Source organism: Brevundimonas vancanneytii, from assembly GCF_901421975.1.
In the GTDB taxonomy this organism is placed as follows: domain Bacteria; phylum Pseudomonadota; class Alphaproteobacteria; order Caulobacterales; family Caulobacteraceae; genus Brevundimonas; species Brevundimonas diminuta.
The window spans coordinates 2,209,783-2,235,820 of sequence record NZ_LR588407.1 but is presented as its reverse complement, the minus strand read 5'-3'; the positions used below and the strand labels follow the sequence as shown (position 1 = coordinate 2,235,820).

28 protein-coding genes are annotated in these 26,038 nt (G+C 64.6%); 15 read left to right on the top strand and 13 right to left on the bottom strand.

Annotated elements, in window-relative coordinates; translation table 11 throughout:
- The first annotated feature begins 3 nt into the window (after positions 1 to 3).
- From FGL25_RS11105 to FGL25_RS16975, 4 genes are all read left to right on the top strand, one after another.
- Positions 4 to 1,376, top strand: a protein-coding gene (locus tag FGL25_RS11105) for an IS3 family transposase (RefSeq protein ID WP_095046155.1) whose coding sequence is annotated in 2 segments (ribosomal slippage) — positions 4 to 361 and positions 361 to 1,376 — 1,374 coding nt in all. Because the reading frame shifts where the segments join, the coding sequence is not laid out codon by codon here.
- Between the two features lie 56 nt (positions 1,377 to 1,432).
- On the top strand, positions 1,433 to 1,993 hold the full coding sequence (locus FGL25_RS11100) for a hypothetical protein (protein ID WP_138141716.1): 561 nt from the start codon (positions 1,433 to 1,435) through the stop codon (positions 1,991 to 1,993).
- A gap of 26 nt (positions 1,994 to 2,019) precedes the next feature.
- Positions 2,020 to 2,919, top strand: a complete 900-nt coding sequence (locus tag FGL25_RS16980; protein ID WP_197733836.1) for a DKNYY domain-containing protein — start codon at positions 2,020 to 2,022, stop codon at positions 2,917 to 2,919.
- Positions 2,843 to 3,958: a DKNYY domain-containing protein gene (locus FGL25_RS16975; protein WP_197733835.1), complete on the top strand. Its 1,116-nt coding sequence runs from the start codon at positions 2,843 to 2,845 to the stop codon at positions 3,956 to 3,958. The genes FGL25_RS16980 and FGL25_RS16975 overlap by 77 nt, the downstream gene beginning before the upstream one ends.
- 741 nt (positions 3,959 to 4,699) lie before the next feature.
- Here the strand turns inward: FGL25_RS16975 and FGL25_RS11090 are convergent.
- From FGL25_RS11090 to FGL25_RS11065, 7 genes are all read right to left on the bottom strand, one after another.
- Positions 4,700 to 5,305: a DNA-3-methyladenine glycosylase I gene (locus FGL25_RS11090; RefSeq protein WP_138141714.1), complete on the bottom strand. Its 606-nt coding sequence runs from the start codon at positions 5,303 to 5,305 to the stop codon at positions 4,700 to 4,702.
- 86 nt (positions 5,306 to 5,391) lie between these two features.
- On the bottom strand, positions 5,392 to 6,363 hold the full coding sequence (locus FGL25_RS11085; RefSeq protein WP_138141712.1) for a TraB/GumN family protein: 972 nt from the start codon (positions 6,361 to 6,363) through the stop codon (positions 5,392 to 5,394).
- Between the two features lie 111 nt (positions 6,364 to 6,474).
- Positions 6,475 to 6,633: a hypothetical protein gene (locus FGL25_RS16880; RefSeq protein ID WP_157683775.1), complete on the bottom strand. Its 159-nt coding sequence runs from the start codon at positions 6,631 to 6,633 to the stop codon at positions 6,475 to 6,477.
- Between the two features lie 55 nt (positions 6,634 to 6,688).
- The gene (locus tag FGL25_RS11080) at positions 6,689 to 6,889 is read right to left on the bottom strand and encodes a helix-turn-helix transcriptional regulator (protein ID WP_046651697.1); all 201 of its coding nucleotides are present in this window, start codon (positions 6,887 to 6,889) and stop codon (positions 6,689 to 6,691) included.
- Positions 6,886 to 7,350 (bottom strand): hypothetical protein, encoded by a 465-nt coding sequence (locus tag FGL25_RS11075; RefSeq protein ID WP_138141710.1) that lies wholly within the window; start codon positions 7,348 to 7,350, stop codon positions 6,886 to 6,888. The genes FGL25_RS11080 and FGL25_RS11075 overlap by 4 nt, the downstream gene beginning before the upstream one ends.
- Positions 7,351 to 7,460: 110 nt before the next feature.
- Positions 7,461 to 8,249 (bottom strand): CAF17-like 4Fe-4S cluster assembly/insertion protein YgfZ, encoded by a 789-nt coding sequence (gene ygfZ / locus FGL25_RS11070; protein ID WP_138141708.1) that lies wholly within the window; start codon positions 8,247 to 8,249, stop codon positions 7,461 to 7,463.
- A 122-nt stretch (positions 8,250 to 8,371) separates the two neighbouring features.
- Positions 8,372 to 8,752: a hypothetical protein gene (locus FGL25_RS11065; protein WP_138141707.1), complete on the bottom strand. Its 381-nt coding sequence runs from the start codon at positions 8,750 to 8,752 to the stop codon at positions 8,372 to 8,374.
- A 247-nt stretch (positions 8,753 to 8,999) separates the two neighbouring features.
- Between FGL25_RS11065 and FGL25_RS11060 the strand changes: the two genes are divergently transcribed.
- The 8 genes from FGL25_RS11060 (at position 9,000) to FGL25_RS11025 (ending at position 16,665) form a co-directional block, all read left to right on the top strand.
- Positions 9,000 to 9,359 (top strand): hypothetical protein, encoded by a 360-nt coding sequence (locus FGL25_RS11060; protein WP_040344462.1) that lies wholly within the window; start codon positions 9,000 to 9,002, stop codon positions 9,357 to 9,359.
- Positions 9,360 to 10,040: a response regulator transcription factor gene (locus tag FGL25_RS11055; RefSeq protein ID WP_087141003.1), complete on the top strand. Its 681-nt coding sequence runs from the start codon at positions 9,360 to 9,362 to the stop codon at positions 10,038 to 10,040. It abuts the gene before it with no gap.
- Between the two features lie 7 nt (positions 10,041 to 10,047).
- Positions 10,048 to 11,490: a sensor histidine kinase gene (locus FGL25_RS11050; RefSeq protein ID WP_088411317.1), complete on the top strand. Its 1,443-nt coding sequence runs from the start codon at positions 10,048 to 10,050 to the stop codon at positions 11,488 to 11,490.
- Positions 11,491 to 11,989: 499 nt separating this feature from the next.
- The gene (locus FGL25_RS11045; RefSeq protein WP_138141706.1) at positions 11,990 to 12,586 is read left to right on the top strand and encodes a hypothetical protein; all 597 of its coding nucleotides are present in this window, start codon (positions 11,990 to 11,992) and stop codon (positions 12,584 to 12,586) included.
- A 25-nt stretch (positions 12,587 to 12,611) separates the two neighbouring features.
- A protein-coding gene (locus tag FGL25_RS11040) for an IS5 family transposase (RefSeq protein WP_099547418.1) occupies positions 12,612 to 13,369 on the top strand; the annotation gives its coding sequence in 2 pieces (ribosomal slippage) (positions 12,612 to 12,933 and positions 12,933 to 13,369; 759 coding nt in all).
- A gap of 73 nt (positions 13,370 to 13,442) precedes the next feature.
- A protein-coding gene (locus FGL25_RS11035) for an IS5 family transposase (protein WP_099547418.1) occupies positions 13,443 to 14,200 on the top strand; the annotation gives its coding sequence in 2 pieces (ribosomal slippage) (positions 13,443 to 13,764 and positions 13,764 to 14,200; 759 coding nt in all).
- Between the two features lie 93 nt (positions 14,201 to 14,293).
- Positions 14,294 to 15,319, top strand: coding sequence for a transferrin-binding protein-like solute binding protein (locus tag FGL25_RS11030; protein ID WP_138141705.1), 1,026 nt, complete (start codon positions 14,294 to 14,296; stop codon positions 15,317 to 15,319).
- Between the two features lie 107 nt (positions 15,320 to 15,426).
- Positions 15,427 to 16,665 carry a surface lipoprotein assembly modifier gene (locus FGL25_RS11025; protein WP_138141704.1) on the top strand — a complete coding sequence of 413 codons (1,239 nt, stop codon included), beginning with the start codon at positions 15,427 to 15,429 and terminating at the stop codon, positions 16,663 to 16,665.
- A 385-nt stretch (positions 16,666 to 17,050) separates the two neighbouring features.
- Here FGL25_RS11025 and FGL25_RS11020 read toward each other — a convergent pair whose 3' ends face one another.
- The 4 genes from FGL25_RS11020 to FGL25_RS11005 are packed head-to-tail and all read right to left on the bottom strand — an operon-like array spanning position 17,051 to position 19,399.
- On the bottom strand, positions 17,051 to 17,479 hold the full coding sequence (locus FGL25_RS11020; RefSeq protein ID WP_088411320.1) for a DoxX family protein: 429 nt from the start codon (positions 17,477 to 17,479) through the stop codon (positions 17,051 to 17,053).
- Positions 17,476 to 18,240 carry an HvfC/BufC N-terminal domain-containing protein gene (locus FGL25_RS16875; RefSeq protein WP_167493337.1) on the bottom strand — a complete coding sequence of 255 codons (765 nt, stop codon included), beginning with the start codon at positions 18,238 to 18,240 and terminating at the stop codon, positions 17,476 to 17,478. Before FGL25_RS16875 ends, FGL25_RS11020 begins: the two co-directional genes overlap by 4 nt.
- Positions 18,237 to 19,106: an MNIO family bufferin maturase gene (bufB, locus tag FGL25_RS11010; protein ID WP_138141703.1), complete on the bottom strand. Its 870-nt coding sequence runs from the start codon at positions 19,104 to 19,106 to the stop codon at positions 18,237 to 18,239. Before bufB ends, FGL25_RS16875 begins: the two co-directional genes overlap by 4 nt.
- A complete protein-coding gene (locus tag FGL25_RS11005; protein ID WP_076224187.1) occupies positions 19,106 to 19,399 on the bottom strand; it encodes a BufA1 family periplasmic bufferin-type metallophore in 294 nt (97 codons plus the stop codon). Before FGL25_RS11005 ends, bufB begins: the two co-directional genes overlap by 1 nt.
- 152 nt (positions 19,400 to 19,551) lie before the next feature.
- Here FGL25_RS11005 and FGL25_RS11000 point away from each other — a divergent pair, with 152 nt between their 5' ends.
- Positions 19,552 to 20,094, top strand: a complete 543-nt coding sequence (locus FGL25_RS11000; RefSeq protein WP_076224277.1) for a sigma-70 family RNA polymerase sigma factor — start codon at positions 19,552 to 19,554, stop codon at positions 20,092 to 20,094.
- Complete coding sequence (locus tag FGL25_RS10995) at positions 20,084 to 20,719, top strand: NrsF family protein (protein WP_138141702.1); 636 nt, start codon at positions 20,084 to 20,086, stop codon at positions 20,717 to 20,719. The genes FGL25_RS11000 and FGL25_RS10995 overlap by 11 nt, the downstream gene beginning before the upstream one ends.
- A gap of 277 nt (positions 20,720 to 20,996) precedes the next feature.
- Here the strand turns inward: FGL25_RS10995 and FGL25_RS10985 are convergent, their stop codons facing one another.
- Positions 20,997 to 21,635: a LysR substrate-binding domain-containing protein gene (locus FGL25_RS10985; RefSeq protein WP_138141701.1), complete on the bottom strand. Its 639-nt coding sequence runs from the start codon at positions 21,633 to 21,635 to the stop codon at positions 20,997 to 20,999.
- Here FGL25_RS10985 and FGL25_RS10980 point away from each other — a divergent pair.
- A protein-coding gene (locus tag FGL25_RS10980) for an IS3 family transposase (protein WP_095046155.1) occupies positions 21,537 to 22,909 on the top strand; the annotation gives its coding sequence in 2 pieces (ribosomal slippage) (positions 21,537 to 21,894 and positions 21,894 to 22,909; 1,374 coding nt in all). The two genes, FGL25_RS10985 and FGL25_RS10980, sit on opposite strands and share 99 nt — an antisense overlap.
- 711 nt (positions 22,910 to 23,620) lie before the next feature.
- Here FGL25_RS10980 and FGL25_RS10965 read toward each other — a convergent pair.
- Positions 23,621 to 26,035 carry an ABC transporter permease gene (locus tag FGL25_RS10965; protein ID WP_138141700.1) on the bottom strand — a complete coding sequence of 805 codons (2,415 nt, stop codon included), beginning with the start codon at positions 26,033 to 26,035 and terminating at the stop codon, positions 23,621 to 23,623.
- Positions 26,036 to 26,038: the final 3 nt, after the last annotated feature.

Genomic DNA, 26,038 nt, shown 5'->3' with positions numbered 1-26,038 from the left:
CAGATGAGACCCAATCCCTCCAGCCCAAAATTGGCTGCCAAGCCCACCAAGAAGCCCGCCGAGGTGGTGGTGAAAGATATTCGCCGTGCCACACGCCGGCATTTCTCGGCCGAGGATAAAATCCGCATCGTGCTCGAAGGCCTGCGCGGCGAGGAGAGCATCGCTGAACTGTGCCGCCGCGAAGGCATCGCCCAGAGCGTGTATTATTCCTGGTCAAAAGAATTCCTTGAGGCTGGCAAACGCCGTCTGGCCGGGGACACGGCCCGTGCCGCCACCAGTGACGAGGTCAAGGATCTGCGCCGTGAAGCACTGGCTCTCAAGGAATGCGTGGCCGACCTGACGCTCGAGAACCGCCTGCTTAAAAAAAGCATGATCGCGGATGGGGGCGACCAAGAATGAGGTATCCCGCCGCAGAAAAGCTCGAGATCATCCGCCTCGTCGAGCAATCCCATCTGCCCACCCGACAGACGCTGGAGAAACTGGGCATCCCACGCCGCACCTTTGCCCGCTGGTATGCCCGCTACCTTGATGGTGGGCCTGAGGCGCTGGAAGACCGCCCCTCGGCGCCAAGCCGGGTATGGAACCGGCTGCCCGAGAATGTGCGCAAACAGATCATCGACATGGCGCTGGAGGAAAGCGAACTCTCGCCCCGCGAGTTGGCCACCAAATTTACCGATGAGAAGCAGTACTTTGTCTGCGAGGCCACGGTTTATCGCCTGCTCAAGGCACAGGATCTGATCGCCAGCCCAGCCTATATCGTCATCAAGGCCCGCGACGAGTTCCACACCAAGACGATGCGACCAAACGAGATGTGGCAGACCGACTTCACCTATTTCAAGCTGATCGGTTGGGGCTGGGTTTACCTCTCAACCGTGCTCGACGACTATTCCCGCTACATCATCTCGTGGAAGCTGTGCACCACCATGACGGCGGGCGATGTCACCGACACGCTGGACTTGGCGCTGGCCGCATCAGGTTGTGACAGCGCCACCGTGCTGCACATGCCGCGCCTGCTCTCGGACAATGGCCCGAGCTATGTCGCGGGCGAACTGGCCGCCTATATCGAGGCCCAGTCCATGAGCCACGTGCGCGGCGCCCCCTTTCACCCCCAGACACAGGGCAAGATCGAGCGCTGGCACCAGACCTTGAAAAACCGCATCCTACTGGAGAATTATTACCTGCCCGGCGATCTCGAAGCCCAGATCGAAGCCTTCATCGAGCACTACAACCACCAGCGCTATCACGAAAGCCTGGGCAATGTGACGCCCGCAGATGCCTACTTTGGCCGCGATCGGCAGATCCACGCCCAGCGCGCCGCCATCAAGAAACAGACCATCGAACATCGCCGCTTGCAGCACCGCAAGCTCGCCGCCTAAAAGCCAACCCCTGACGAGGCCCGCTCTCCGTTAACGCCACGCCAAACCTGCGCCAAATGTTTCGACGACGGACAATTGAAGCAGAACCGCCCAGATTCACGCCGGATGACTGGTGGTTTCGTACCGTTGCTGTTGGGGTTCCCCAGGAACTTGTCGGTGAAAACGCCTTTAGGGTCGCCGCCGACGGCCTCATTGCCTGTCTGAAGGCGCTGAAACCGCAAGACAGCGCGCTGATCGACCGAACGGCCAAGACCGTGGCCGATGCGGGGAGCCAGTGTCGTTTCCTGCTGAAGGTCAAGGATTCAGCCCGTCAGCTTGTGGAGATTTCGACGACGATCGGAAGCGGGTCTGAGCCGTCGCTGCTCTATGTCGCGGTGACTGAAAAGGCGACTGGGGCCTATCGAGAGGCGCCCCCGGCAAAACTGAGAAGCTATGACGATGGCGTCTACCTGGCCGGCAAGGTCAAGATCGCCCGACGCGGCGTTGACCTCATTCCTCGAACGTCGACGTTATCGCGCCTGGTGGTGGACCAAAATCCCGACGCCGCGACGTGGAGCGCGGATGCGTTGGCGGAGGCTGAACGCCCGGTGTTATCCTCGCTGCTGCGATTTAGATGACCCTGTAGAATTGGCGAAGGACGACGGTGCCGGATCTCAATGCTCTTTTCCCGTTTCCCTATGCTCATTGGTATGCGGCAAGCCTGTTTCTTGATGCCGGGCGTCCGAGGGCGGAGGTTCTAGCCCGGCTCGGCGCAAGGCTTGATCAATGGCGGCAATGCAATGAACGCTACAGACAGCTTCATTTCGCCAATACGAGTTGGGTCGCCAGTGCTTACCGGCATGACGGCCTTCCCGCCCCCGAGGAAGATCGGAAACTCTTCAATCATCTGAGAGCCCATGACGGCTTGGATCTAGTTATCTCTGGTTCGTTCAGCATGCGCCGGGAGCTTGGGGCGCTGCGACAAGCGATCGAGGCTGATCCGCGTATCGGCCCTTTCGCGAATTCCGATTGGATCGCGCATTACATTTGCGAGCGATGCTTCCCGACCATCCGCTATGTGCATGATGGCGCTCATGTCTTCGTGGACGGCGAGCCGATCTCTGACCGCAATGGCGCGGCGCTGAACGGGGTCGATCCCTCGAGCTTTCGTCAGCTTGGCGACCGGTGGTTTCGCGACGACAGCCGTGTTTACGGGCAAGGCGAGACGTCCACGAAGCGCTTCTGGTTTGTCGCGCGCGGGGCTGATCCAGACAGCTTTCTTGTGTTGAATGAACGTTATGGAGCGGACAAGGCCGCAGGTTACTACATCACCAATCTTCGGCTGCCGACGGAAGAACCCGGTACATTCGGGATCGTCTCCTACTATTACGGGAGGGGACAAAAGCCCGGTATCCATGTGTGGGAGAGCCACTACGCAAAGGACAGCCGTAAGGTCTATGCTTATGGCGTCGCAATCGAAGGCGCAGATGCGCCGAGCTTTCATTCCATTGGCGATGAAGGCCAATATTTTGCAGACAAAAAACAGCATCTATTGGGAGAATAAACCGATCCTGGGCGCGGATCGAGACAGCTTCACCTGCGCCTCTGACGCCGGCCAATATCGCGCCTATGACAAAGACCGGCCATACTATGCGGGGCAGCCTCAATCCGTTTCAGGCGAATTCGATCACTGGAGCCGCTATTTTGAGGAACGCCCTGAAATCGCCGATGGCTGGTGGCGCAAGGAAAAGGCCCGGCGAGAGGCTGCACCCCAATCGACCGATCAACTGACGCCGGTCGGCGGCCCCTTCTACAGCGACGGGACCAGAATCCTGGTCAAGCCGGAGGCGCCGTGTGACGGTGAATGGGTGTCGCTCGATCATTTTGATCATGACAGCTTCCGCCATCTCACGGATGTTTTCGGGCGGGACAGGCACGGGCTGCGTTACTTCACGCCGGGGCTGGAACGGTACGGACAGGAGCCTGTGAAGAGGGCTGACCCCGCAAGCTTTGAGATTATTGACGGCCCGTGGTTCAGAGACAAACGGCAAGCCTACTATTTTGACAGCAAAGTCCCAATGTCGGAGCTGGCCATCGTCAGGGCCGACATGACGAGCTTCGAGGTGCTCGGCGGCGCCTATGCCCGTGATGCGAACGGGCTGATCGTGGAAGGCGCGCGCAAGCGCAATATTGACGATGCTGCGGCCGTGAAGGCGCTCGGACACACATTTGCGCGCATGGGAGAAACGCTGCTCTATCGCGGCAAGCCGGTCGCCAAACCCGGCAAGATCGACCCAGACACGGCGCGCGGCGTACATGACCAGCTCTTGATCGATGCAAACGGCCACATGCTGTTTAGAGGAACCTATCGCAAGCCGATCGCAGACCTTGATCCCGCCACGCTTACATTCCTCAACCGGGCGTTCGCCGTAGACGCGCATCACGCCTATGCACTGACCGATAGCGGATTGTTATTATGCGGCGAAATCGACCGCGATCTTGTCCAGCCGGCCGGGCCATATGCGGTGCGTGTCGCAAAAGCGCGGTTCCATGTTTCCAGTGGGCAGCTAAAGCGGATGCCTCTGGAGGAAGACGGCGTGTAATGGATCCGCCGCAAATAAAGCACCTGCGTAGGATGGTGTTTGGGGGGAGGCAGCGTAAGAACTCATCGTGAGCAAGATCACTGCAATCGACGATGCTGGCGTGGTCCGAGCCGTTTTGGCAGGCCGAGTTCTCGGCTGAAACGCGACGCCGGAAACGAAGAAAGGCCCGCCCTCCGAAGAGAGCGGGCCAGGGGCGATGTCCTTACGAGTCGACTCGAACCAGCCTCTTCAAGCAGTCTTGCATTACAACGGCAGCGCCCTGTTCACAGGCGCTGCCATAACCTTGCCCAGCCTCAGCACAGGCAGTTACGGCAGCATCGTACTGCCGCATGCATGCTTGCGGGCTGGCGTTGGCGGCGGGGACACCGACCAGCATTGAACCTGCAAGCGTGCCAGCGATTGCGAGCTTCTTGATCATATTTTCCTCCCATGCGGCTCCAATGCCGTCCAAGACGTTTGCGAAACGGTGATTCTCGAACAATGACATCCGCGTGAGAAAGGCTGCGCCGGGAGCGGGCGATTGGCGCGCAGTCTTGCAATCCGGGCTCGCATTCCCATCTAGGATGCGAGCCTCGGCTCATTAGGCCCGTCTGAGTCCCAATGTGGCAGACGGGTTTTCCTATGCCCGTCAGCCAGCCTGGCGGCACGCACCACCCAGAAACGAAGAGCGCGCCCCACCGGTGTAGGGAGATTGGGCGCTTAATGGCCTAAGAGGCGAAGCGGATAGCTGCAGGTGGCGGATCAGACGTTAGGATTTCTGCCAAGCTGAACCTCCCGATGCCGGAAGCACGTCGTCTGGTGGTCGTTGACCATGCCGACCGCCTGCATGAAGGCGTAGCTGATGACGGGGCCGCAGAATTTGAAACCGCGCGCCTTCAGGGCCTTGGCCATGGCATGGCTTTCGGCGGTCTGGGGCGGGGCCTCGCGGAAATGGTCCCACTGGTTCACCAGCGGTTGGCCGCCGACGAAGGACCACAGCCAGGCTGAGAAATCCTCGCCGCTATCCCTCATGTCCAGCCAGATGCGGGCGCCGTTGACGGCGGCGTCGATCTTGGCGCGTGAGCGGATGATGCGCGGGTCGGCCAGCAGGCGCGCGCGGTCCGCCTCGCCATAGCGGGCGACGATCTCGGGATCGAACCCGTCGAAGGCCTCGCGCATCCCCTCGCGCTTTCTCAGGATGGTGATCCAGGCCAGCCCGGCCTGAAAACCGTCCAGCACCAGCTTCTCCCATAGGGCGCGGGCGTCGTACTCGGGCACGCCCCATTCGGTGTCGTGATAGGCGATGTAGAGCGGGTCCGTCGTCCCGCACCAGCCGCAGCGGCCTTCAGCCTTTTCGGATTCGGTCATGGCGCGATGTTGCTGGAATGTTCTGGCGGCGCAAGCGAAAAGGCCCGACGTTTCCGCCGGGCCTTCATGGGGTTGTGCGGGGCGTCCTATAGCCGCTCGACCGTGAAGCCGCGCGCGGTCAGCATGTCGATGACGCTGTCCTGATCCATCAGGTGAGCGGCGCCGACGGCGACGAAGGCCGTGCCTGAACCCTTCATCATCGCCTCGATCTGGCGGGTCCAGTCGCTGTTGCGGTCGATCAGGGCGGCGCGGTGGATGTCTTCATGCACGTCGCGGGTGTTGGCGCGGTTCAGACGGCCCGTTTCGGCGATGTCGCCTTTCAGCCAGGCGGCCACGGTTTCATCCAGGTTGGCGACGATGCGGTCGGTGTTGCGGACAAAGTGGTTCAGATAGGCGACCTGGGCCTCTTCGCTCATGCCTGCGATCAGGCGCACCTGGATGTCGGCGGTCTCGAAGCCGTGTAGCGCCTTACCTTCGGAGCGGGCGCGATCCATCAGCGTCTTGTCGACGCCCGCTTCAGATCGATAGCCGGCCTCGGTCGGGCCGGACATGGAGATCATGAAGGCCGCCAGCCAGGGGCGGTAGGCGTCCAGGGCGGCCGCGCTGGCGCCGTTCGCTTGGGCGACCTTGTCGAAGGCGGCGAAGTCCTCGGCCGACAGGATCGACGACAGGGGGCGGGACGGATCAACGCCGTGCTGCTGGATCACAGGCATAACTACGGCCTGATCGTCCTGGTCGGCGATCTCGACCCAGATGTCCGAGGCGCTGGCGAAGGCGGCGTCCACCTTGTCCGAGCCCCAGGCCGTGCCGGGTCGCAACAGATGGACCGTGCCGAACAGATAGACGGTGGAGTCCGCGTCCTTGACCACCCACAGCGGCGGACCGGCGCCCTCGGCGCGGGGGATGGGGGCGACGGCGGGGGCGGGCGCAGCCTGTTCGGCGTGGGCGACGCCGGGCGCGGCGGCCAGGGCGGCGGAGGCGGCCAGCGCCGCCAGAATGCCGGCGGCGAAGCGCGAGACATGGTTGGCCGATTGGCCCATGCGGCGTGCGAGGGTCATTGCAGTGTCCTTGGATTGTAGGGGGGGCAGGCGTCGCCGAGCTCAGATGCGGGCGACGGAAAGCTCGTCAGCACAGGGGCTGGGAGCGGGAAGACGAGGCGTGAAGAGGGATCAGCGGGCGACGATCTGGGCGACGGCGGCCGCCGGGGTTTCGGCGGAGCGGCCGAAGGTCGGCACGGCCTGGACGGCCAGGCTGATCAGCAGGGCGCCGCAGACGCCCATGGCGAAGCCCGAGAAACGGTCGGCGGCGGTCGAGAACAGGTTGAACATGATGACGGTCCTTTGGATTTCGATGTGTCGATTGAGATGAGAAGGGCAGGCGGGGTCAGGCGATGAAGATGGCTTCGATCGGCTGGCCGAAGAGGCGGGCGATGCGGAAGGCCAGCGGCAGGGACGGGTCGTAGCGGCCCTTCTCCAGCGCCTGGACGGTCTGGCGCGAGACGCCGAGGCGTTCGGCCAGATCGGCCTGGGTCCAGTCGCGCTCGGCGCGGAAGACCTTGAGGCGGTTGATGAAGGCGCTGGTCATCGGCGGGCGATCCACCAGCCGCACCAGGCGATCCCGTAGCCGACGGCCTGGGCGGCGAAGGCGGCGGCGACGCCCAGGGCGATCAGGGCCGCATCGGTGCGCGGCACGGCGGCGGGCAGCAGGTTCACCCCTGCGAGGGCGGCGATGACGACGGCCGCGCCGCCGCCGATGAAGCCCAGGTTGCCGCCCCACCACCAGGCCCATTTGTGGGCTTCCTTGGCGGCCTCATCCAGCGCGCGCCACCAGTAGAGGGTGTGCAGGGCCAGGAAGACGGCCAGCCCGGCGGCCAGGACGACGACGCCAATCGATGGCGCGCGGCCCCAGGCTTCAGGCCAGAACGGCGTGGCGGAGGCAGCGCTGACCCCGACCACGGTCAGGGCGCACAGGACGACGGTCAGGTCGTCCAACTTCTTCTTGTCGGCGGCGACGGCGCCGGCGGCGGTGGTGATTTCGGTGTTCATGACAAGCTCCCCTGTCGTGTTGACAAGTGAGCTTTACCAATGAGGTCGCGTTTTCGTCAAGCAACTTTTACATCGCGACAAGCAGATTTTCCGTTCTGTCGGATTTTCCCTTACAAATTAGGGATCCAGTCAGGCTTCTCGACCCGCACGGGGCGGCCCTCGACGGTCAGATCGCCGTCCATGCGGTCCAGCCGCATCAGGGCGATGGCGCGTCCCTCGGCGCCGGTCATGACTTCCCCCGCGCGCAGTTCGCCTTTCAGCACCTCGACGCCGCGTTCGGGAGCGGGGCCCTCGAAGGTGATGGCCATCATGCGGTTCTTGATCGTGCCGCGCCGCTTCATGCGCGAGGTCGTCTCCTGACCGATGAAGCAGCCCTTGTGGAAGTCGATGCCGTTCAGAAGGTCGAAGTCCGCCTCGATCGGATAGGTCTTGTCCATCAGGGCGTCTTCGGTCGGATCGGGCACCCCCAGGGCCAGGCGGTGCGCCTGCCAGTCGGCCTCGACCGCGTCGGTCTCGCTCTGATCGCCCCAGCGGCGACCGCCCAGGCCGGGCAGGCGCGGGTCGGCGACGAAGCCCTCGGGAACATCCGCGCCCCAGGCGACGAAGACCGCGTCGGGGATGGGCATGACCTCGACCTGGGCGCGCAGCTTGTAGAGGCTCAGCCGCTGGACCAGAGCGTCGCGCCGTTCGGCCGCGACGTCCAGGACGACGCCGCCCTCTTCGCCCCAGATGAACAGGTCGAACAGCAGCCGTCCCGGCGGCGACAGCAGGGCGCCGAAGCGAAGCTCGCCCGGTTGCAATGTCTCCACATCCTGGGTCAGCAGATTGTGCAGGAAGGGGCGGGCGTCGGGGCCGCTGACGCGGATCAGGGCGCGACTATCAAGACGGGCGATGGACATAAGGCCAAGATAGGCAGGCGGGGCGCCGTCCTCCAGCCCGGCCGCCCTCCTTAAGTGGAGCAGACGCGAAAAAGGCTGCGGGACGTCTCCCGCAGCCTTTCGAAGGTCGGCGCCTGTCTGGCTTACCAGCGGCGGCCGTTGTGGTCGCGGCGCTCATAGCGGATCTTGGCCGACAGGGCGTCGTAGCGGCGGTCCAGCTCCATGCGTTCGCGGCGGCTCAGGCCGTCGCGCTGATAGGCGCGCTCCAGCCGCACCAGGCTGTTCAGCTCGTTCTTCAGGCGGCTGGCCTCGCGGACGCTGAGCTGGCGGGTGCGGACGCCCTGGTCGATGCGGCGGTCCAGATTGTATTTGCGCTGGTGGATCGACCGCCAGCCGTCGTGGCGGCTCTCGTAGACCGGCGCGTGGCGATAGGATTGCGCGGCGGCGGGCAGGGCGGCGCCGAGGGCGACGGCGGCCGTCGTCGCGGCCAGGACGGGGATCATCAGGGTTTTGAACTTGGCCATGGTCGGGCTCCTTCATCTGGACGCAACCGATCGGCTGCGTTGACGCCAGATGACCCCGCCGCGCCTGAGCCGCGTCTGAACGGCGCGCTTCAGATAGGGTTCATCAGCGTGACATTGTGGTCATGCTGGGCGGTTCGCGTGTGAAACCGCGACGGAGATTCCATCCCTCGACGTTCCTCTTTGGACTGAACACCGGTAGACTGCGCGTTCAGCCGCTGTTCAGAGGCCCTGATTTAGACCGCGATCCATGATGCGTATTCGAGCCCTTCTTTTGGCCGGCCTGATCGCCCTCGTCCCGTTGACGGACGCGGCGGCTCAGTCGCGCGGCCGCGACCGGGATCGCGACGATGATCGCCGGGAGCAATTCCGCAGCTCCTCCGGACCGAACTATCCGGGGCAAGGCCTGCGCGACATGCCGCGCGGCGACAGCGGCCCGCGCGCCAATCCCGGCGACGTGGCGCGCCGCGTCCAGTCGGGCCGTCCCGGCCGGATGCTGGGCGTGCAGGAGCGCGGCGGCGACTATGTGGTGCGCTGGGAATATCCGGGCGGCCGCGTGTCGGACATCCAGGTTGACGGCCGCTCCGGCCGGGTTCGCGGGGACGACTGAATGCGGGTTCTGCTTGTCGAGGACGACGTCGATCTGTCGCGCCAGCTGAAGACCGCCCTGACCGACGCCGGATACGCCGTCGACCACGCCCCGGACGGCGAGGAAGCCTGGTTCCTGGGCGACACCGAACCCTATGACGTGGTGGTGCTGGACCTGGGCCTGCCCAAGATCGACGGCGTGTCGGTGCTGGAGCGCTGGCGCCGTGAAGGCAAGGCGACGCCGGTGCTGATCCTGACCGCGCGCGGCGCCTGGTCGGACAAGGTGGCGGGCTTCGACGCCGGGGCCGACGACTATCTGACCAAGCCCTTCCATACGGAAGAACTGCTGGCGCGCTTGCGCGCCCTGCTGCGCCGCTCGGCCGGCCATGCGGCGGCGACGCTGAGCTGCGGCGGACTGCGCCTGGACCCGCGCGCGGCGCGGGCCACGGTCAACGGCGAGCCTCTGCGCCTGACCAGCCTGGAGTATCGCCTGCTGCACTATCTGATGATGCATCAGGGCCGGGTCATCAGCCGGACTGAACTGGTCGAACACCTCTACGATCAGGATTTCGACCGCGACTCCAACACCATCGAGGTCTTCGTCGGCCGCCTGAGGAAGAAGATCGGGGCCGACCGTATCGAGACCGTGCGTGGCCTGGGCTATCGCCTGTCGCCGCTGGCCGGCGAGAGCGACGCGGCCTGAGCGCCGCATGACGGGCCAATCCCGAAGCCAGACCAAGCCTGATCGCGCGCAATGGGGCCGCTGGTTCGGTCGGCCCGGCCGCTCGCTGACGCGGCGGCTGATCTGGCTGGCGGCGGCGTGGATTCTGATCGCCCTGGCGGCGGCGGCCGTGGTGCTGACCGCGGTGTTTCAGGAGTCGGCCCTGCGCCGCCTGGGCAATATCCTGGGCGACACCATCGACGAGGCGGTGGTGGCCGCCACCATAACGCCCGAGGGCGAGGTCTTCATCGGCGAGATTCAGGACGCCCGCACCCAACGCCTGCTGTCCGGAAAATACTGGATGGTGGCCGAGCCGACGCCGACGGGCGGGATGCAGGTTCTGGCGCACTCGGCCTCTCTGGGCGAGGCGGAGCTAGAGCACGGCCCTGACCTGACCAACCGGCTGCGCTCGGCCTTCGGCCAGACCATCAGCTACAACGCCGAGGACGGCCCCAAGGGCGAGCCCCTGCGCATCGCCGCCAGCATGAAGCAGCTGCCCGGCCGCGACCGGCCGGTGATCTTCTTCGCCGGGATCGACCGCTCGGACGTCGACGCCGACACCCGACAGTTCGCCACCGTCACCTGGATCGCTATGCTGCTGCTGGGGGCGGGGTTGGTGACGGCGGTCTTCATCCAGGTGCAGGTGGGCCTGCGACCGCTCTTTGATTTGGGCGACGAGATTTCCGACGTGCGCCAGGGCCGCTCGCATCGGGTCGAGGGCGCCTATCCGGTCGAGATCCAGCCCCTGGCCGAACAGGTCAATCGCTTGCTGGCGCACAATCAGGAAACGGTCGAGCGTCAGCGCACCCACGTCGGCAACCTGGCCCACGCCCTGAAGACTCCTCTGGCCGTCATGCTGGCCGAGGCCGGGACGCAGGAAGGACCGCTGCCGGACCTGATCCGCCGCCAGACCAAGGTGATGCAGGATCAGGTCGACCACCACCTGCGCCGCGCCCGCGCCGCCGCCCGCGCCGCCCACGGCCTGGGCGAGCGCACCACTGTCGCCGAGGTGCTGGACGAGATGGCCGTCATGCTGGAGCGGGTGTTCGAGACCAAGGGCGTCGAGATCGACTGGCGCGCCCCTGACGACCTGGCCTTCCTGGGCGAGCGTCAGGACTTGCAGGAGATCTTCGGCAATCTGATCGAGAACGCCGCCAAATGGTGCCGCCGCCGGGTCCGCATCTCGGCCGGGCCGTCGACGCCGGGCCAGATGATCGCCGTGGTCGAGGACGACGGCCCCGGCCTGCCCGCCGACCAGCGCGACACGGCTCTGAAACGCGGCACCCGCATGGACGAGGACACGCCCGGCACAGGTTTGGGCCTGTCGATCGTCGACGAACTGACCCGCGCCTACGGCGGTCGCGTCACCCTAGGCGACAGCGACATGGGCGGCCTGAAGGTGGTGCTGGAGCTGCCCGCGGCGGAAGGGTGAGGGCGTAGAGGCGCGGAGACGGGCGTCCGAGGCCGCGGGACACGAAGTGATCGGACTATGAAGTCGCCAGTAGCCATTGATGCTTCTCCAAGCCTTCGCCCTGAGAGCGAAGTCCTATCCAGCACCTGGAACGACTTTCCCCCTCGCATCACGAGGAAGGTCCGATTTTAAGTGCTTGCAGCGGAGGCCCTTAGAATCGCAGCGGTGTGCCGATTCTTCATCAAAGGATTCAGCGCTGCCCGACTCGCTCTCTGTACAGGGATGGCGCGTGCCGCGCGCCTGGCGTCATGCTTCGTGAATCCAACGCCAAATTTTCGAAGGTGCCCTTAATCTCTAAGCTTGCGGGAACTGTATCTCGACACTAAGGCACACAGTGTGGCGATCGATGTTGGTCGATTTTTTGCACGTGCGGGGGAGCGACATGCGCCTTTTCTCAATGGTTATTGCCGTCCTGACGACAAGCGCGTTGGCCGCCTGCGGCGGTGGAGGTGGAGGCGGCATGGATCCGATCGTCCCGATCACACCTCCGCCGAGCAACAGCAGCATCACCAATTTAACGGTGAGTCAGACATTTAACGCTGTAGGTAACAACCAGCAGGCCGTTTTTGACCTCCGCAACGGGACGGTGGTGTCTGCAAGCGGCAGTTCGGCCAATCTACAGGTGGCCTATGACGCCGCTCTGAAGAGCTACACGGTCTTCGTGAATGGTGAAAGCGCGACCTTCCGTCCGTCTGACCAGAAATCCAACATTCAAGGAGAGGCAAAGTACGAGCAGCGCAGTGCAGATGGCGCCCAGTTGCTGACCCTTGTGACCACGCCCTATTCAAGTTCGATCAGTAACCGCTATGTCGGCATGGGCTATTGGCAACGTTTCTCGTCGGCGGATGGTCGCCAGAACGACCGCTTCAGCACCTTCGTCTATGGTCTGGATACGCCTGCATCCGCGATGCCGCGCACCGGGACCGCGCGCTACAGCATTGACGTCTTCGGCGTGACGGCTGCTCCCGGATATGAGCCTGTCGTCTATCAAGGCGATGGCAGTTTTGACGTGGACTTCCTAGGCTCAGGACCCATTGAATTGCGGCGTGCGATCTGATTCAGGCTCCTGAGGAGTCTGGATTATGAGCGATCTTTATTGGCTGACGGACGAGCAGATGGCTCGGCTGGAGCCCTATTTCCCTAAGAGCCACGGCAAACCTCGGGTGGATGATAGACGGGTGTTGAGCGGGATCATCTTCGTCAACCGCAACGGCCTGCGCTGGCGCGATGCGCCGCCAGCCTACGGGCCTCACAAGACGCTCTACAATCGCTGGAAGCGGTGGAGCGAGGCTGGCGTCTTCGTTCGGATGATGGAGGGCCTGTCTGGCGCACAGGCCGAGCGCCGGACCGTCATGATCGATGCCACCTATCTAAAGGCGCACCGTACGGCTTCGAGCCTGCGGGTAAAAAAGGGGGCCTCGGGCGACTGATCGGACGGACCAAAGGCGGGATGAATACCAAGCTGCACGCCGTCACCGATGCGAATGGACGCCCCATTAGCCTGTTTGTGACGGCTGGTCAGGTCAGCGACTACACCGGCGCGGCGGCTCTTCTGGATAGTCTACCCCGAGCCCAGTGGCTGCTGGGCGATAGGGGCTATGACGCGGATTGGTTCAGGGACGCCTTGGAAGCCAAGGGGATCACACCTTGCATCCCCGGACGTAAAACCCGCACCGAGCCCATCCGGTATGACAAGCGCAGATACAAACGACGCAACCGCATCGAAATCATGTTCGGTCGTCTGAAAGACTGGCGACGCGTTGCCACGCGTTATGATCGGTGCCCGAACGTCTTCCTCTCCGCCATAGCCCTCGCCGCTACAGTGCTCTTTTGGCTATGAGTCCTGAGCCTAGGCTCAGGACCCATTGAATTGCGGCGTGCGATCTGATTCAGGCTCCTGAGGAGTCTGGATTATGAGCGATCTTTATTGGCTGACGGACGAGCAGATGGCTCGGCTGGAGCCCTATTTCCCTAAGAGCCACGGCAAACCTCGGGTGGATGATAGACGGGTGTTGAGCGGGATCATCTTCGTCAACCGCAACGGCCTGCGCTGGCGCGATGCGCCGCCAGCCTACGGGCCTCACAAGACGCTCTACAATCGCTGGAAGCGGTGGAGCGAGGCTGGCGTCTTCGTTCGGATGATGGAGGGCCTGTCTGGCGCACAGGCCGAGCGCCGGACCGTCATGATCGATGCCACCTATCTAAAGGCGCACCGTACGGCTTCGAGCCTGCGGGTAAAAAAGGGGGCCTCGGGCGACTGATCGGACGGACCAAAGGCGGGATGAATACCAAGCTGCACGCCGTCACCGATGCGAATGGACGCCCCATTAGCCTGTTTGTGACGGCTGGTCAGGTCAGCGACTACACCGGCGCGGCGGCTCTTCTGGATAGTCTACCCCGAGCCCAGTGGCTGCTGGGCGATAGGGGCTATGACGCGGATTGGTTCAGGGACGCCTTGGAAGCCAAGGGGATCACACCTTGCATCCCCGGACGTAAAACCCGCACCGAGCCCATCCGGTATGACAAGCGCAGATACAAACGACGCAACCGCATCGAAATCATGTTCGGTCGTCTGAAAGACTGGCGACGCGTTGCCACGCGTTATGATCGGTGCCCGAACGTCTTCCTCTCCGCCATAGCCCTCGCCGCTACAGTGCTCTTTTGGCTATGAGTCCTGAGCCTAGGTGGAGAATTTGCAGCTCATTCTTATCTGCAAGAAACCGCGCTATTAACGGGCCAGGGCATTGTCGGGGGCGGCATCGAGATGGCCGCAAGCGGCCGCTTGAGCAGTGGCGACGGCTCGTTCTCGGGTTACGCCACGGTCGGTTCGTTCAACGCCAATACGGCGGGGACTATTTCAGGGCGATTTTTTGGACCCGGAAGCGAAGAGGTGGGGGCCAGCTTCAGCACGTCCAATGCGGATGGGGCGACGGCCGTAGGAAGCTTTACGGGGCAGCGCGACGGAGCGGCGGGCGTGAACTTGCGGATGACAGACATCGCCGTGCCGCAAGTCTTCTATGCCAGCGGCCGCGCCTTGTTGGTTGACAGGGCCTCGCCGTCGAATGTCGTCCATAGCGTATCGCAGATTCCCTTGGTCGGTCAGTTCAATGATCGCACAAACGGCAATTTCAGCTTTGGTCCGGGCCTTTCCTCTATGGCCGGGGGCAATTTTACGGCTGCAGACATCGTGACGGGCGACGATCCGAACTTTGTTCACTACGCAAAGACGTTCGGTGCTCAGGATGTCAAAATGCAACTGTACAAGCTGGGATCGTCGAATGCAGAGCTCGCGTTGACCTATGTCGGCCTGGGGCGGTGGGCCAGTCAGGTCAACAATCCTGGAAGTGTGGAGTTTCAGCGACATCACTTCGTGTACGGCCTGGCGACGCGCGACAGCATGCTCACTCGCCGCACGGGCAGCGCGCGTTACGAAGGCGTCGTCTATGGCGCTGGAGCTAACCGGACAACCGGGGCCATGTACGATGTGGGCGGGACATCCAGCTTTGATGTGGACTTCTCCAAACAGGCCTACACCGGCGCCCTGGTCTTGAACAGCAAGGCATCGGGGCAAATGCTGGATTTTGGTCGCTATGAATTCGGCGGCCGACTCTTTTGGAATGGCAATACGGGCTCGATTCTCGAGGGCGATGCAGAGATCGGCCAGATCAGCACACGCTTCTACGGTCCTACCGGAGAGGAACTGGCGGGTGATTTCCACATCTATGCGCCCGAGCGCGTGCAGACGGGCGGACTCGTTATCAACGGCGTGACCGTGGCGCGTCGCCAGTGACGTCAGGGGAAGCCAGGCCCGTTCGCTGGCGTCACAGGTTTTGTTGCGGAGCGGCAACGGCGGCGCTGATCGCTTTCGCCCCGGAAGCGGCCTCTGCGCAGGATGTGGTGGAAGGGGTCAGCGCCGCCCAACTTTTCGCCTTAGCCGACGCTCGCAAGGCGGCCGACTTCGCTGTAGACGCGATCGCCATCTATGAGGCGTTGGCCAAGGACGCTGACGCCGATATTCGGGCCGAGGCGCGCTATCGGCATGGGCTCTTGCTCGCCGATACGGGCCGATACGTCGAGGCGGCGGTGATGTTCCGTGCCCTGCTGGACGAAAAGCCGGAAGTTTTGGCGGCCCGGCTGGAGCTGGCGCGGATGCTAGCCGCCATCGGGCGCGAACAGGAGGCCCGCCGCGAACTGCGTCAGGCGCAGGCCTCGGGCGTTCCCGATGAAGCCGCCGCCATGGTCGATCGCTTCGCCCGCGCCCTGCGTAGTCAGAAACGCCTCGGTGGCGTCTTCGAAATCGCCGTGGCGCCCGACAGCAATATCAACCGCGCCACTGAGGCGCGGATACTGGACACGGTCATCGCTCCCCTGACTCTGTCTGATGATGCTCGGGCGCGTTCTGGCGCTGGACTTCGCGCCATGTCCCAGGTCTTTGGACGGTTGCCCGTGACCGAAGGGTGGTCGCTCATCCCACGTGGAGCCGTGCAGGGCAGCGTCTACAGGCAGAGCCAGTTCAACGATGTTTCCGCTTCGGCGCTGCTGGGCGTGGAACGACGCGGCCAAGCGAACCGTTTCACCGCATCCGTAGGTCAGACTTGGCGCTGGTTGGGAAACGAGCCCTATGCCCAAACCTCGGCCGTAGCCTTCGACTGGGTGCGGGCGATGGACGCGCGTTCGCAGTTGATCACTTCATACAGCGTCAGCGCAGCTCGATACGACGTCAACCCGCTGCAGGATGGGTACATCCACGACCTGTCGGCGGCTTACGAGCGGGCGCTGGACGTGCGCTCGGGCGTTTCGTTTTCGGCCTCTATCACGCGGCAAGGCGCAGCAGATCCCGGCTATGCCAGCTGGGCAGGGGGGATGACTTTGGGAGGGTGGCGCGAAACGCGGTGGGGGACGGCCTTCGCTTCGGCAGGCTTGCGTCATACGGAAGGCGACGAGAGACTATTTCTTTTTCCCGACAAGCGTCGCGAATGGCTCGCCACAGGTCGTCTCGGCATGACGTTCCGCGCCCTCACGGCTTACGGCTTCGCTCCTACCGTTCGCGTCACGCTAGAGCGCAACAACTCGACCGTTGGGATTTACGATTATCGCCGGGTCGCCGCCGATATCGGCGTGTCGCGATCGTTCTGAATGTTCGCCCGGTTACGGTCTGAAACGACACAGATTACATTCAAGATGCAGCATTCGAGAGCGCCTCGGCGCTCCGCCTTTCAGAGGCCTGAAGCGCAGGATTCCACAGACCAGTGGATCTCGGCCGTTCTGGTGCAGGGCCCCGCTTTGTCAGGAACAGGGGCGTGACGTCTGTCTCGGCCGCCAGAGCAAGTCGCCGACTGGCCGTCAGGCTGAAGGTGCTGGCCTTGCCCTAGGCGCTGAACAGCACAGCGCTCACTGCGGACCTCTCCTCGCCTACGGCCAGCAGGCCCCTTGCACGTCGCGCGCCCGCACCAGCAGCAGGTCACGCGGCCGCATAGTTCATCTCATGCAGGCTCGGACCGTGCGGCCTGCTGTTGCAGCTTCAGTCGATGTGCAGGGTGCGGTCCAGGCTGAGGGCGCCGGGGCCGCGCGCAATCAGGTAGACGAGGGGGCCGGCCCATAACAGGTGCGTCGGCCAACCGCCGGGCGCGACGAATATCTGGATCACCAGGGTCATCAGCAACAGGCCGAGCGCCGCCGGACGTGTCAGCAGGCCCAGCACCAGCAGGATGGGCAGCAGATGTTCGGCATAGGTCGCGAGGTAGGCCGCCGTTTCAGGCGCCAGCAGCGGCACGCGGTATTCTTCGGCGAAGAGGTAGTGGGTTGAGGGCGACAGGGTCAGCCAACCTTCGACCTTGGTGCGTCCAGACATGAAGAATGGGGCGGCGACGCCCAGGCGCAAAAGAAGCGCCAGAAACCATTCGGGAACGGCCGTGGCGAAACGACGGTGCAGGCGGGCGAGGGCGGTCATGAAGGCGTACTCGGGCAAGAGGGGGACATGAAGACGCCGAAGGCGATCAGTTCGGCGAAGAGGGCGGGCATATCCACGCCGGGCTGGGCGGCCTGGGCCGCCATGGCGGAGGCGGCGAAGGAGGCGCTGCGGCGGCCGGCGTCCAGGAAGGCCCACTGGGCGCGGGACAGGCGGTGCATCAGCACATGATCCTCGGGGCGATGGATCAGCAGCCCCTCGGGCGTCGGCCGCCAGGACAGTTCCGCCCCGGCGTGCGGGGCGCGGTGTGCGAGCCACAACGACGGCGCGCTCCAGTCGAACCAGAACAGGCGCGCGGACGGGAGAAGGCGGGCGGTCGTCCCGGTCAGCGCCAGGCCCAGGTTGGCGGCTTGGTGCGCGTTCATCACCGGGGCGTCCTGGGCCAGGTGCGCCTCGGTCCAGGCGCGGTCCAGGCGAGCGGCAGGCGCCAGGTAGGCCATCGGACGCGCGGGCTCGAAGCGGGCCAGCCAGGCGGGAAAGCCTTCTCCATAGGCGGCCATAACAGGAGACATGGCGGGCTCGTCCTCGACGTATTCGCGCGCGACAGCCCGGAACCAGTCGCGTCCGACCATGTCGACGATGGTCGGGTAGTTGGCTTCCAGGGCGTCGATCCAGCCCTTGGTCGCCGTGTTGCGATAGACGGCCAGGGCGCCGAGCGTGCGCTCGTCCGGCTCAAGGTGCGGCCACAGGTCGCCGAAACGACCCTCCAGCGCGATCGAGAAGGCGGCGTGAAAGGCGGTCATGCCGGCGTCCTTGTCGAAGAGGCCTGAGACTGCGCTTGAGCAAGGGTCTGGGCGGCGCGGGCCTGCTCGGACAGCAGTTCGGAAAAATCGGGAATCTGGCCATCGCGCTCGATCAGGGTCGGTCGGGAGCCGATGCGGGCGATCAGCCGTTCATGCAGGCGCCAGACGGCCTCGGCGACGGGGGCGTCATGACTGTCGATCAGCAAGGCCTCGCCCCATGTCGGATCGTGGCTGTGGCCGGCTAGGTGGATTTCTCCCACCAGTTCGCCCGGCGCGCGATCGATCCAGTCCTCGGCGGAAAAGCCCATGTTGGCGGCGCTGACGTGGACGTTGTTCACGTCGATCAGCAGACCGCAGCCGGTGCGACGCGCGATCTCGGTCAGGAAGTCGACCTCGTCCCAGTCGTGGCCCGCCATCGGCAGATAGGCCGTTGGGTTCTCGATCAGCAGCCGGCGCCCCAGAGCGTTCTGCGCTTCGTCGATGTGGCGGCAGACCAGCGTCAGCATTTCGCGGCTGCGCGGAACGGGCAGCAGGTCAGGGTGATAGACCCCGCCCCGTTGCGACCAGGCCAGGTGCTCGGACACCACGAAGGGCTCGAAGCGGTCGATCAGGGCGCGATATCGGGCCAGATGCTCGCGATCCGGGCGTTCGTCCCCGGCCAGGGACAGGCCGACCCCATGCAGGGACAGCGGCCGGCGCGAACGGATGCGCTCCAGCCAGGTCAAGCGCGGCCCGCCCGCGACCATGTAGTTCTCGGGGTGGACCTCGAACCACAGGCCGTCCTGGGCGCCGACCGCCGGGCAGGCCTCGGCCTCGGCGTAGTGTTGGGGCTTCAGACCCAGCCCGGCGGTCGGTGCGGCGGACATCAGCGGTTCGGGATCGGGCTCAGCGAGCCGTTGCCCTTAGGCGTCTTGATCGCGGTGCAGGTGCCGCGCGGGGTCAGCTTCCAGGCGTTGCCCTGATAGTCGCGGGTCGACGTGCCGGCGCAGGTGGTGCCGGGGCCGGCGGCGCAGTCGTTCTGACCGGCCTTGGCGACGCCGTAGCACTTCTCCATGCCGCGTTCCTGCTCGGCCGTGGGGATGGTCTGGGCGACGGCGGCGTTCGCGCCCAGGGCCAGCAGGGCGCCGGCGGCGACCAGAAGCTTGGCGGGGATATTCATCGGATCGTCTCCTGTGAGGGGCCGCCCGGGATCGAGGCGGCCTGACTCAGGAGGGTTCGACGGCGAGGGGCGGCGGGTTACGAAAAATATTTCGACGTTCGGGGCCTTTGGGCGTGTAACCTTTGACCCGGCCGACGCGAATGGTGGAGGGCGTGGTCGACAGAGAAGCCGAACTGAAGAGGTTGATGGTGCGGGGGCTCGACGGCGACCCCGTGGCTTGGCGCGCCCTGTTGATGGAGATGCGCGGCGCTCTGACGCCCTTCTTCAAGCGCCGTCTGATCGGTCGCGAGGCGGATACGGAGGATCTCGTGCAAGACTGCCTGATCGCCATTCACGCCAAACGGGCGACCTATGACCGGTCGCTGCCGTTCACGGCATGGGCCTATGCGATCGCTCGCTACAAGCTGATCGACCATCTGCGCCGTCAGGGGCGTCGGCACGACGTTCCGCTGGAGGACGCCTCGGTTCTGCTGGCCGAGCATACGGTCGAGGACGGCGCCGTGCGTCGCGACCTGCGGCGCGTGTTGTCCATCCTGCCGCTGCGCCAGCGCCGACTGATCGAGGATGTCCGCATCGGCGGCTACAGTCTGGCCGAGGCGGCGGCGCGCAATGGATTCACCGAGGGCGCGGCCAAGGTCAGCGTCCATCGCTCCATGAAGACCCTGACCGCCAGCGTGTCCGCTGATGAAGACTGACGACCTGATCGACGCCCTGGCCTTCGGGCTGGAGCCAGTGAAGCCTGCGCGCGCCAGTTCGTTGCTGCTGGCCGCCGCCGTCGTCGCGTCAGTCGTCGGCGTGGTCGTGCTGTTGGGCGTCCGTCCTGATCTGATCCAGGCCATGGGCGGACTGACGCCTTGGCTGAAAGGCCTCTACACCCTGGCCCTGGCGGCGGCCGCCCTGCGCCTGACGACGCGACTGGGGCGGCCCGGTGCGGACGTTCGCCCGGCCGCGATGCTCCTGTTCGCTGTCGTGGCGGTCGCGACGACCGCTGGCGCGATTGAATTGGCGCTGACGACGCCGGACCAACGTATGGCCGTATGGCTGGGCCGGACGTGGGACGTCTGCGGTCGCAACATCCTGTTGATCTCGGCCGTGACGGCCCCGTTCGTCTATCTGTCGGCCCGGCGTCTGGCGCCGACACGGCCGTCGGCGGGCGGCGCGGCGCTGGGCGTGATGACCGGCGCCGTGGCGGCGACCGCCTACGGTCTGTTGCACTGTCCCGAGGCCACGGTCGCCTTCGTCGCCACCTGGTACACCCTGGGCGTGGCCGCCGTCGGCGCGATCGGCGCTCTTATTGGGCGCTTCGCCTTGCGCTGGTGAGACAGCCTCATGAGGTCTGAGACATCTGTCCGCTGCTCAGAGCGAACGGCTCTTTGGGCGGAGGGAGCATCGTCTTGAGGTTGGCTGGATTGAATATTCAGAACTCCTTCCACGCCGACTGACGCATATCGGCGAGCGGTTTGGTTTGCCGCCGTTGCCATCATCAGAGATCGTGTTTCACTCGACGCTGACGGCCCCGAAATCGAAGGCCGTGTTGCGAACCATCGTCTGCGCTTTTCGGGAGCATCGTTCCTGGCGGGCTTCTGTTTTGACGACCTCAACCGGCGCTTGTTGGAAGGGGAAGGCGGATGGCCTTGATGTTCGCGGCTTCTGATCGGAGCCAGTCGACGACCGCCTGGACATTGGGATGGGTTGACCGGTCCTGGCGCATAACAAGGTGATAGGTGAAGCCCTTCAGCACCGGACCAAAGGGGGAGATGAGATGGCCCGCGGCGAGTTCGTCGGCCACGAGCGGCAGGCTGAGGAGGGCGACGCCCTGACCCGCCACCGCAGCCTGGATGGCATGGCTCTCGTCGTTGAACTTGAGATGGCCGAGGTTTGACGGCGGGGGCGAACCGATCGTTTCAAACCAATGCGCCCAGGTCGGATTGAGGGGGTGCTTTTTCTTCCATTCGAAGTGGATCAAGGGGGCTTGTTCCAGATCTTCCAGACCTTTGATCCCAAGAGCGGGGTTGGCCAGCGGAGCGTATTCATCCGCAAACATCGGCTCTTGTTCGGCGTCAGCGCCTTTGGCACAGATCTGGGGTTGCGGATAATGGAGGGATTGGGTCTCGTCGCAGTGACGTAAGGAACGCAGATGAGACCCAATCCCTCCAGCCCAAAATTGGCTGCCAAGCCCACCAAGAAGCCCGCCGAGGTGGTGGTGAAAGATATTCGCCGTGCCACACGCCGGCATTTCTCGGCCGAGGATAAAATCCGCATCGTGCTCGAAGGCCTGCGCGGCGAGGAGAGCATCGCTGAACTGTGCCGCCGCGAAGGCATCGCCCAGAGCGTGTATTATTCCTGGTCAAAAGAATTCCTTGAGGCTGGCAAACGCCGTCTGGCCGGGGACACGGCCCGTGCCGCCACCAGTGACGAGGTCAAGGATCTGCGCCGTGAAGCACTGGCTCTCAAGGAATGCGTGGCCGACCTGACGCTCGAGAACCGCCTGCTTAAAAAAAGCATGATCGCGGATGGGGGCGACCAAGAATGAGGTATCCCGCCGCAGAAAAGCTCGAGATCATCCGCCTCGTCGAGCAATCCCATCTGCCCACCCGACAGACGCTGGAGAAACTGGGCATCCCACGCCGCACCTTTGCCCGCTGGTATGCCCGCTACCTTGATGGTGGGCCTGAGGCGCTGGAAGACCGCCCCTCGGCGCCAAGCCGGGTATGGAACCGGCTGCCCGAGAATGTGCGCAAACAGATCATCGACATGGCGCTGGAGGAAAGCGAACTCTCGCCCCGCGAGTTGGCCACCAAATTTACCGATGAGAAGCAGTACTTTGTCTGCGAGGCCACGGTTTATCGCCTGCTCAAGGCACAGGATCTGATCGCCAGCCCAGCCTATATCGTCATCAAGGCCCGCGACGAGTTCCACACCAAGACGATGCGACCAAACGAGATGTGGCAGACCGACTTCACCTATTTCAAGCTGATCGGTTGGGGCTGGGTTTACCTCTCAACCGTGCTCGACGACTATTCCCGCTACATCATCTCGTGGAAGCTGTGCACCACCATGACGGCGGGCGATGTCACCGACACGCTGGACTTGGCGCTGGCCGCATCAGGTTGTGACAGCGCCACCGTGCTGCACATGCCGCGCCTGCTCTCGGACAATGGCCCGAGCTATGTCGCGGGCGAACTGGCCGCCTATATCGAGGCCCAGTCCATGAGCCACGTGCGCGGCGCCCCCTTTCACCCCCAGACACAGGGCAAGATCGAGCGCTGGCACCAGACCTTGAAAAACCGCATCCTACTGGAGAATTATTACCTGCCCGGCGATCTCGAAGCCCAGATCGAAGCCTTCATCGAGCACTACAACCACCAGCGCTATCACGAAAGCCTGGGCAATGTGACGCCCGCAGATGCCTACTTTGGCCGCGATCGGCAGATCCACGCCCAGCGCGCCGCCATCAAGAAACAGACCATCGAACATCGCCGCTTGCAGCACCGCAAGCTCGCCGCCTAAAAGCCAACCCCTGACGAGGCCCGCTCTCCGTTAACGCCACGCCAAACCTGCGCCAAATGTTTCGACGACGGACAGCCGGACTTCCCCGCACTCTATCTGTCCAACGGTCTCTACGACGCCTACGGCAACTATGAGGGATCTAGATTGCTGGCGGAACGAGCGGCCAAACACGGGGTGCAGACGGAGTGGCGCCCGATCTACGGCGGCCACTGCGCTTCAGACATGGCCTCGCTCGCCGGCTTCCTTACGGACTGACCGGGCTCGGCGCGGAGCCGTAAGCGGCGGTCGAAAAACCTGATATGGCGTCGCCATGGTCGAAGACGCTCCCATGGGATCGATGTATGGCCTGGCGCCGCGCTCCATCCTGACCGTACGCACTTACAGCCGATGAGAATGCTCGCAAGATCGTTCGCCTGTCACGCGCCCGGATCATGATGCGCTCAAAGAGCGACTTGCGCGCAGGGGCTTCTTCCAACTGATCAAGGCGACGGGTGATCTCTCCCGCCTCGCGGTTCAACTCCTTGGCGACCTCGGCGAGAGTCGAGGCGATCGCCGGATCTGGCTGAGGCGGCGGGAGTCTCCTCGCTCAACGTCGCCAGCCTGATGCCCCACGGCGAGCCGATGAAGCGGCGTATCCAGCAATGGCTCTATCTGGGTCTCGGGGCGCCCTCGCCGCTAAGCGGGCCGCTCGCGGCGAGGGCGAAGGGCGTTCTAGTCGTGGCGTAGGGCCCATGCCGGGGCCGCGCGGCTGGCTCGAACCGATTGGCTGAGCACGGTCAGCACGGCGATGAGCACGGCCACGATGCTGGCGCCGATGAAGTAGGCCGGGGACAGGGCGATGCGGTCGTCGAAGCCCGCCAGCCAGGTGCGCGCCGCGAAGAAGGCCAGCGGCCAGGCGAACAGGTTGGCGATCAGCACCGGCCGCAGGAACTGGGCCACCAACAGCTTGACGATGTCCGAGGACGAGGCGCCCAGCGTCTTGCGGATGCCGATCTCCTTCACCCGCTGCTGGGTGCTGAAGGAGGCGAGGCCCCACAGGCCGACGCAGCCGATCAGGATGGCCAGCCCGGCGCCCATGCCGAACAGGCGCGCGGCGCGGTCGTCGGCGGCGTAAAGTTCGATCAGGCGGCGGTCGGCGTGGGCGCCGTCGAAGGGCGTGCTGGGCGCCATTTCCCGCCAGACGGCGCGCGTCTGCTCCATCACCTGACGGGGATCGCCCTGGTAACGCAGGGTCGCCATCGGCCAGTCGGGAATGCGCGCCTTGTAGACATAGACCGCCGGGTCGATGGTCGCGCGGGGCGAGAAGAAGCGGGCGTTTTCGACCACGCCGACGATGGTGCGGGGACGGCCGCCGCCGACCGTCTTGCCGATCGCGTCTTGGGGCGAGGCGAAGCCGAGGGTTTCGGCCGCCTTGCGGTTGATGACGATGTTGAAGCCGCCGACCCGTTCGGTCTCGGTGGAGTCATCGCTTCGATAGTTCGGGTCGAACACGCGGCCGGCGACTGGCGTCATGCCGTAGGTCTGGAAGAAATCCGGCCCGATGGCGATCTTGCGCAGGCTCGGGCCGTCGCCAGGCACGCCGGGAAGCTGAATGTTCTCGGCGGAGTGGCTGTAGGAGCCGCCGGCGGCGAGGGTGCCTGTGGTGACATGGGTGACGCCCGGAATGTCGCGAAATGCGGCCAGAAGCGCCAGGCGCTGACTTTCCGACAGACTGGAATCCGTCATGGCGGGCACGATCAGCAGGCCTTCGCGCTGGAAGCCCAGGTCGGCGCTGCGGACGTGCTGCATCTGGGCGAACAGCACCCCGGCGGCGATGATGAATCCGGTGGCCAGGGTGAACTGCAGGACGACCAGGGCTTCGCGCACACGCGCTCCCGCGCGCCCACCGCCGGGCGAACGGGCCGAGGCCAGCACCAGGGCGGCCGGATAGCGCGACAGCAGGACGGCCGGATAGAAGCCCGCCACGGCGCCGATGACGACGACCAGTAACGCCAGAACGGGCAGAACCACGCCGTAGGGCAGGGTCAGGGACAGGTCGGCGGCGGCGTTGATCAGCGGTAGTCCCAGCTCCGCCAGGATCAGTCCGACCAGGGCGGCCAGGGTGACCAGCACCATCGCCTCGCCCAGGAACTGTCGGATCAGCGCCCCGCGCGAGGCGCCGACCACCTTGCGCATCGCCACTTCACGCGCACGCAGTCCGGCGCGGGCCACGGCCAGGTTCACATAGTTGACGACGGCGATGACCAGGGCCAGCAGGCCGACGAGGCCCAGCATGGCGATGGTCTGGCGGCGACTGTCCGAAGCCCTGCCGCCGGGGGCGAGGCGCAGGTCTGCGATCGGCGTCAGCAGATAGCGCAGCGTGTCGGACGGCTTTTCTCCCAGGTCGCCGCCATGGCGCTCGACGAAGGCGGGCAGCTTCTGAGAAAAGGCGCGGGCCTGGGCAGGGGTCTCGAAACGCAGATAGGTCGTAAGGGTGAGCGCGCCGAGGTTGCGCCACATCGCCATGTCGTCGGGCGTGGGAGCCTTGATCGGCGTCAGGGCGGTGAAGGCGAGCCCGCTGTTGGCGGGCAGATCGCGGAACACGCCCACGACCTTGCGCGGCTGGGCGTCTTCGCCGTCGGACAGGGCGAGGGTGCGGCCGATCGGGTCAGCGGAACCGAAATAGCGTCTCGCCGCCGTCTCGCTCAGCAGCAGATTGGCCGGGTCGCGTAGCGCCGTACGGGCGTCGCCGCGCACCATCTCCAGACGGAAGATGTCGAGAAAGTCAGGGTCGACGTGGGCGATGTTTTCTGATGTCGCCACGCCGTTGTGGATGATCTTGCCCGAGGTCAGGATCCGCGTTCCCGTCGCTTCGGGGAAGTCCTCCTGAATCATCTCCAGCAGGCCGCTGGGCGTGTTCGGCATGACGCCGTTGAACGGACTGCCGGGCAGGTTCCACTCGTTCTGGATCTGATAGACGGTCTGATGCTGGGGCAGCCAGGTCTCGAAGCTGGTCTCGAACCGCACATAGAGGCCGAGCAGGATGAAGACGGCGATGCCCATCGCCAGTCCGCCGACGTTCACCGCCGTATACAGCGGGTGGCGGATCAGGCTGCGGTAGAGCGACACAAGCGCGAAACGGTTCATCAA

Bases quoted from the DNA above. Each gene is read 5' to 3' on its own strand.
- FGL25_RS16880 (WP_157683775.1), bottom strand. From the start codon at position 6,633: ATGTTCAACCTGTTCTCGACCGCCGCCGACCGTTTCTCGGGCTTCGCC.
- FGL25_RS16975 (WP_197733835.1), top strand. From the start codon at position 2,843: ATGCGCCGAGCTTTCATTCCATTGGCGATGAAGGCCAATATTTTGCAG.
- bufB (WP_138141703.1), bottom strand. From the start codon at position 19,106: ATGTCCGCCGCACCGACCGCCGGGCTGGGTCTGAAGCCCCAACACTAC.
- FGL25_RS11050 (WP_088411317.1), top strand. From the start codon at position 10,048: ATGACGGGCCAATCCCGAAGCCAGACCAAGCCTGATCGCGCGCAATGG.
- FGL25_RS11060 (WP_040344462.1), top strand. From the start codon at position 9,000: ATGATGCGTATTCGAGCCCTTCTTTTGGCCGGCCTGATCGCCCTCGTC.
- FGL25_RS11075 (WP_138141710.1), bottom strand. From the start codon at position 7,350: ATGAACACCGAAATCACCACCGCCGCCGGCGCCGTCGCCGCCGACAAG.
- FGL25_RS11100 (WP_138141716.1), top strand. From the start codon at position 1,433: ATGTTTCGACGACGGACAATTGAAGCAGAACCGCCCAGATTCACGCCG.
- FGL25_RS11020 (WP_088411320.1), bottom strand. From the start codon at position 17,479: ATGACCGCCCTCGCCCGCCTGCACCGTCGTTTCGCCACGGCCGTTCCC.
- FGL25_RS11030 (WP_138141705.1), top strand. From the start codon at position 14,294: ATGGCCGCAAGCGGCCGCTTGAGCAGTGGCGACGGCTCGTTCTCGGGT.
- FGL25_RS11080 (WP_046651697.1), bottom strand. From the start codon at position 6,889: ATGACCAGCGCCTTCATCAACCGCCTCAAGGTCTTCCGCGCCGAGCGC.
- FGL25_RS11045 (WP_138141706.1), top strand. From the start codon at position 11,990: ATGGATCCGATCGTCCCGATCACACCTCCGCCGAGCAACAGCAGCATC.
- FGL25_RS11090 (WP_138141714.1), bottom strand. From the start codon at position 5,305: ATGACCGAATCCGAAAAGGCTGAAGGCCGCTGCGGCTGGTGCGGGACG.
- ygfZ (WP_138141708.1), bottom strand. From the start codon at position 8,249: ATGTCCATCGCCCGTCTTGATAGTCGCGCCCTGATCCGCGTCAGCGGC.
- FGL25_RS10985 (WP_138141701.1), bottom strand. From the start codon at position 21,635: ATGCCGGCGTGTGGCACGGCGAATATCTTTCACCACCACCTCGGCGGG.
- FGL25_RS16875 (WP_167493337.1), bottom strand. From the start codon at position 18,240: ATGACCGCCTTTCACGCCGCCTTCTCGATCGCGCTGGAGGGTCGTTTC.
- FGL25_RS11005 (WP_076224187.1), bottom strand. From the start codon at position 19,399: ATGAATATCCCCGCCAAGCTTCTGGTCGCCGCCGGCGCCCTGCTGGCC.
- FGL25_RS10995 (WP_138141702.1), top strand. From the start codon at position 20,084: ATGAAGACTGACGACCTGATCGACGCCCTGGCCTTCGGGCTGGAGCCA.
- FGL25_RS11055 (WP_087141003.1), top strand. From the start codon at position 9,360: ATGCGGGTTCTGCTTGTCGAGGACGACGTCGATCTGTCGCGCCAGCTG.
- FGL25_RS11065 (WP_138141707.1), bottom strand. From the start codon at position 8,752: ATGGCCAAGTTCAAAACCCTGATGATCCCCGTCCTGGCCGCGACGACG.
- FGL25_RS11085 (WP_138141712.1), bottom strand. From the start codon at position 6,363: ATGACCCTCGCACGCCGCATGGGCCAATCGGCCAACCATGTCTCGCGC.
- FGL25_RS10965 (WP_138141700.1), bottom strand. From the start codon at position 26,035: ATGAACCGTTTCGCGCTTGTGTCGCTCTACCGCAGCCTGATCCGCCAC.